The sequence below is a fragment of the Actinoplanes sp. NPDC048791 genome (assembly GCF_040650095.1).
Lineage (GTDB): Bacteria > Actinomycetota > Actinomycetes > Mycobacteriales > Micromonosporaceae > Actinoplanes.
In genome coordinates, this window is the sequence record NZ_JBEZGQ010000218.1 from 1 (window position 1) to 3,968 (window position 3,968).

5 protein-coding genes are annotated in these 3,968 nt (G+C 72.6%); 3 read left to right on the plus strand and 2 right to left on the minus strand.

The annotated features are described in order from the left end of the window. A partial coding sequence (locus tag AB0C29_RS18000) for a winged helix-turn-helix transcriptional regulator (RefSeq protein WP_360821447.1) occupies positions 1 to 373 on the minus strand: 373 nt, incomplete at its 3' end. 83 nt (positions 374 to 456) lie between these two features. Here AB0C29_RS18000 and AB0C29_RS18005 point away from each other — a divergent pair. Further along, positions 457 to 1,707, plus strand: a complete 1,251-nt coding sequence (locus AB0C29_RS18005; RefSeq protein ID WP_360821449.1) for a YbiU family protein — start codon at positions 457 to 459, stop codon at positions 1,705 to 1,707. A gap of 38 nt (positions 1,708 to 1,745) precedes the next feature. Here the strand turns inward: AB0C29_RS18005 and dinB are convergent, their stop codons facing one another. Further along, a complete protein-coding gene (gene dinB, locus AB0C29_RS18010) occupies positions 1,746 to 2,936 on the minus strand; it encodes a DNA polymerase IV (RefSeq protein WP_360821451.1) in 1,191 nt (396 codons plus the stop codon). 52 nt (positions 2,937 to 2,988) lie between these two features. Here dinB and AB0C29_RS18015 point away from each other — a divergent pair, with 52 nt between their 5' ends. Together AB0C29_RS18015 and AB0C29_RS18020 are read left to right on the plus strand one after the other, a co-directional pair. Beyond that, positions 2,989 to 3,405: a cupin domain-containing protein gene (locus AB0C29_RS18015; RefSeq protein ID WP_360821453.1), complete on the plus strand. Its 417-nt coding sequence runs from the start codon at positions 2,989 to 2,991 to the stop codon at positions 3,403 to 3,405. Positions 3,406 to 3,503: 98 nt separating this feature from the next. Continuing rightward, positions 3,504 to 3,890, plus strand: coding sequence for an Hsp20/alpha crystallin family protein (locus tag AB0C29_RS18020; protein ID WP_360821455.1), 387 nt, complete (start codon positions 3,504 to 3,506; stop codon positions 3,888 to 3,890). Positions 3,891 to 3,968: the final 78 nt, after the last annotated feature.

The window sequence follows — 3,968 nt, forward strand, 5'->3', positions numbered from 1 at the left end:
GGGCTGCCACGTCGCCGGGGGCGCCGGCCGGGCGGCGGTGCTCGTCCCGCGTGCGGCCGGCCAGGTCGGCGGCGCGGGCCCGGACGCCGGACTGGTCCAGCTCGACCGCCAGCACCCGGCCGGCCCGCGCGCCGAGCTCGTAGAACGTGCCGATCCGGCCCCGGCGGCCGGTCTCCTTCAGGCCCGTGGCGTCCAGCAGGCCGCCCTCGACCAGGCGCCGGACGGCCTCGGAGACCGTGGGCCGGGAGTAGCCGGTCATGTCGGCCAGTTCGGCGCGGGTGGTGCGGCCCTGGCGGATCGTCTCGTCGAGCAGACGCCGGTCGGTGGCAGCCCGGAGCACCGTCTGCGGGAGTGCCCGGCTGACGTCGTTCACCGTCACCTCTTGTGATCTTCCGGCGGGATCTCCTACATTAGGACAAGGTTCTAGTTAGGTCACCTAATCAAATGGAGGTAGCGATGCACACCGCAGCGATGCACACCGCCCCGGACGACATCCCCCGCGCCATCCGTGAGACCAAGGCCGAGCTGCGCAAGCGGATCGGCGACGTCACCGGCGCCTTCGCGCGGGCCGAGGCCGCGGTGCGGGCCGAGGTCGCCGAGGTGGTCGCGCAGCGCGAGCGCGGCGAGCAGGTCTGGCCGGTGGTCCAGTTCGCCGACATCGCCGCCGGCACGGTGCCGGCCGACCTCGTCGAGGCGGTACGCCGCCGCGGCTGTGCCGTGGTCAAGGGCACCTTCGGCCGTGACCGCGCCGAGGGCTGGGACGCCGAGCTGGTGTCGTACCTGGACCGCAACGACTTCGCCGGCAAGTACCGCTACCTCGACGACGGCATCTTCGGCGGGCTGTCGGCGAGCAAGCCGTCGATCTTCCCCATCTACTGGTCACGCCCGCAGATGGAGGCCCGTCAGGACGACAACATGGTCGCCGTGCGCGGCTTCCTCAACTCCTTCTGGAAGCACGAGTCCGAGGGCCGGGTGTGGTTCGACCCGACCCGCGACACGGCGTACCCGGACCGGGTCCGGCGCCGCGAGCCCGGCACCGACTCCGCCGGGCTGTCCGCGCACACCGACTCCGGCTCGATCGAGCGCTGGCTGCTCCCGGCGTACCAGAACGTCTTCCGGCACGTCTTCGCCGGCAACCCCGAGGCGTACGACCCGTGGGACGGCGCCTACCGCACCGAGGTGCACGAGTACGAGTCCACGGTGATGTGCTCGGCGTTCCGGACGTTCCAGGGCTGGACGGCGTTGTCCGACATGGCGCCGACCGAGGGCGTGCTGCACGTCGTGCCGATCCCCTCGGCGATGGCCTACCTGCTGCTGCGGGCCCTGCAGGACGACGTGGCCGACGACGACCTGTGCGGGGCGGCCAACGGCCAGGCGTTGCCGATCAGCGAGCGCTGGCACCCGGCGCTGGTGCCCGCGCTCACCCCGATCCCCGCGGTCGAGCCGGGGGACACCGTCTGGTGGCACGGCGACATGATCCACTCCGTCGGCGCGGTGCGGGACCAGCAGGGCTGGGGCAACGTCATGTACATCCCGGCCAGCCCGCACTGTGAGAAGAACGCCGCTTACGCGGCCGAGTGCGGCCAGGCGTTCCTGCGGGGCGTCAGCCCGACCGACTTCGCCGCCGAGGACTACGAGGTCGACTGGGCCGGCCGCCCGACCGCCGACGAGCTCAGCCCGACCGGTCGCGCCCAGCTGGGCCTCTGAGCGAATACAGCCAGGCAAGCGCCGACCCGCCGGCGGGGTCAGTCGGGCAGGATCGGCACCGACGGATTCAGGTCGCGGCCCAGCGACGCCGCCCGGGTCACCGAGGACGAGCCGAACCTGTCCCGCACCGCGTCCAGCGCGGTGTCCAGGCTGTCCGCCACCGGCACGTCGAACGGCAGCTCCAGCTGCACCGCGCCGTCGCTGTCCAGGTTGCCGACCGCGACGCCGACCAGGGTCAGGCCGCGCTCGTCGATCAGTGGCCGGGCCTCGGTCAGCAGCTGGCGCGCCGTGGTCAGGATGGCGCTGGTCTGCATGGTCGCCTTGAGCAGGCTGCGGGAGCGGGTGGCCCGGGTGAAGTCGCCGAAGCGCAGCCGCAGGGTGATCGTGCGGCCGGCCCGGTGGGCCGAGCGCATCCGGCGGGTGACCCGGTCGACCAGTGCGGCCAGGGTCGCGTCGATCTCCTCGAACGGGCGCGGCCGGCGGCCCAGCGCGCACTGCGAGCCGATCGAGCCGCGCCGGTGGCCGGTGCGGACCCGGCGGGGGTCGCGGTTGTGGGCCAGCGCGTGCAGGTGCCGGCCGGCGTGTGCGCCGATCATGGTGACCAGGGCGGCCTCGCCGATGCGGGCCACGTGCCCGACGGTCAGGATGCGGTGCTCGCGCAGCTTGCCCGCGGTGACCGGGCCGACCCCCCAGAGGCGTTCGATCGGCAGCGGGTGCAGGAAGGCGAGTTCCTCGCCCGGGGGCACCACGAGCAGGCCGTCCGGTTTGCCGACGGCGCTGGCCACCTTGGCCAGGAACTTCGTCCGGGCCACGCCCACGGTGATCGGCAGGCCGACCCGGTCGCGGACCTCGGTGCGCAGCCGGGCGGCGATGCCGGCCGGGGTCCCGCTGATCCGGTGCAGGCCGCCGACCTCGAGGAACGCCTCGTCGATGGAGATGCCCTCGACGATCGGGGTGGTGTCGCGGAAGACCTCGAAGACGGCCTTGCTGGCCGCCGAGTACGCCGACATCCGCGGCGGGACCACGAGGGCGTGCGGGCACAGCGCGCGGGCCTGGGCGATGCCCATCGGGGTGCGGACGCCGTACGCCTTGGCCTCGTAGCTCGCCGCCAGCACGACGCCGCCGCCGACCAGGACCGGGCGGCCCCGCAGGGCGGGGTCGTCCCGCTGCTCGACCGACGCGTAGAACGAGTCGAGGTCGGCGTGCAGGATGGTCGCCTGGTCGGACACCGCGTCATCTTCGCACACCTGTTCGAATTCGGCGACGCGCGAGGATGAGGGCATGACGACGCGACCGCCGCTGGCCGAGAAGCTTGATCTGCAACCCCACCCCGAGGGTGGCTGGTACCGCGAGACCTTCCGGTCCGCGGTCACCATCCGGCCCGACGGGTACGCGGGCCCGCGCGCCGCCGCCACCGGCATCTACTTCCTGCTCCAGCCGGGCGAATCCTCCGCGTGGCACGTGGTGGCGTCCGACGAGCTGTGGTTCCTGCACTCGGGCTCGCTGGAGCTGCGCTACGGCGGCGCCGGCGCCGACCCGGTCGAGGGTGGCGAGACGGTGGTGCTCACCGCCGAGAATCCGCAGGCGCTGGTGCCCGCCGGGGTGTGGCAGAGCGCTTATCCGGCCGGTGCCGAGCCCGTGCTGGTGAGCTGCGTGGTGTCGCCGGGCTTCGACTTCGCGGACTTCCGGCTGGCCTAGTGTCGCAGCTCACGGGCTGTTCAGGAAGTACCAGGGGGGGCACCCCAGTTATCCAGGTTGAGTGGAACACGCTCAACCTTGAACCGGAGGAACCTCCCATGGTGCTGCGTACCGATTTCGACCGCCTGACCACCCGCGTCTTCGACTCCGCCACCCGTAGCGCCGGCGCCCGCCTGGACGCCTACCGCGAGGGTGACTCCTTCTACATCGACATCGATCTGCCCGGCGTCGACCCGGCCGGCATCGACATCACCGTGGACCGCAAGGTGCTCACCGTGCGCGCCCAGCGCAAGCGGGCCGAGCGCGACGGCGTGCAGTACGTCGTGACCGAGCGCCCGATGGGTCCGGTCAGCCGGCAGGTCTTCCTGTCCGACTCGCTGGACACCGACCGGCTTGACGCCCGCTACGAAAACGGCGTGCTGACCCTGAGCATCCCGGTGACCGAGAAGGCCAAGCCGCGCAAGTTCGAGGTGGCCGCCGCCTGACGTTCAGGTGTTTCTCCCGGGGCCGCGCGCCCAACGAGGCGCGCGGCCCCGGCGTGTGAGTGGGCGAACGCGTAATAG